At 27.1% G+C, this 1,180-nt stretch carries 1 protein-coding gene; it reads right to left on the bottom strand.

The window, feature by feature from the left end; all coding sequences use genetic code 11:
- Positions 1 to 1,177: DUF2920 family protein (locus tag L8U37_RS08080; protein ID WP_263728979.1), on the bottom strand; the 1,177-nt coding region annotated here is incomplete at its 3' end.
- Positions 1,178 to 1,180: the final 3 nt, after the last annotated feature.

The following is a 1,180-nucleotide window of genomic DNA, read 5'->3' as shown; positions in this document are numbered from 1 at the left end:
TAAAAACTTTATTTTTACAAGGATAAGATATACTATCTTTTTTCATACTAAATGTTTTATCTTTTAATTTTTCAAGCATAATAGGTAATTCTTTATTAAATAATGCCTTATCAGGAATTCCACAGCCATGAGTTAAATTTTTAATAAATTTACCATCTATATCTTTTTCATCTATTAGATGAAAATCTACTTCATAGTTTAAGGCTTTTAAAATTTCTATCATAGAAATTTTATATTCAGCTGGAGTTAAGTCATCTTTAGCGCTATGATAACTTGTATAAATAATATTTTTATTCTTTTGAGCTTGTAAGATCAAATGATCTTTATTAAGTAAAGCTCTTATTAAATAATTTTCATCAGCAAAATAATAAGGTGAGTTTGGGTTTTTGCGTGTCCAATAAGTTTCCACATAACAATGAACTTTACTATTTAACTCATCTTCGTTTAAAATAGCATCACCTTTATTTAAATCCCTTCCTATGATATATCTTAACGGAGGCAATGCAGCACCTGAATTATCTATCACTCCATCTACATACCAAGGAGCTATTTTAGCACACATTAATGCCACTAAGCCACCGTATGACCCTCCCCCGTAAATTTTAGGTAAAGATTTAAATTGAGGATAATTTTTCATTATATCTTTTAAGGCATTGATATGATCGATAGCAGGCATAATGGCAAAATTATTATACTCATTGTTGGGTGGGATAAAAGTCACAGATAACTCAACCTTATAGTCTTGATTTAAAATTCCTTGTTCTTTTAATATACTCATTTTTTGATCAAGAATTTGATAATATTTTTCTATATTTTTTGTATTATCTAGCACTTCAAATTCTATTTCAAAATCCCTGAAAGCCTTTTCAAATGTTCTTATATCGTCTAATAAAAAAGTCATTTCAGCACTATATTTGTCCACATCCGATCTTCTTTGGCAAAAACAATGATAAAATACATTTACAGCTACTACATCAAATTTTTTAGCTATAAAATTTCTATAACTTTCTAGAAAATGTATATTTGCATTAGCTCCATACCCACCTATGATAAAAACAATAGCTTTCATTTGCTTACTATCATCATAAGTGATTCTATATTCTAATTTACTTTCTCTTTTTATATTTAATTCTACATCATCACAAGAGTCTATAAAATAAGTTTGATTTATGAGCATATT

This window comes from Campylobacter sp. RKI_CA19_01122 (assembly GCF_025771325.1).
Lineage (GTDB): Bacteria > Campylobacterota > Campylobacteria > Campylobacterales > Campylobacteraceae > Campylobacter_D > Campylobacter_D lari_D.
Note: the sequence above shows the minus strand (reverse complement) of the source record. Positions and strands in the feature narration are given on the sequence as shown.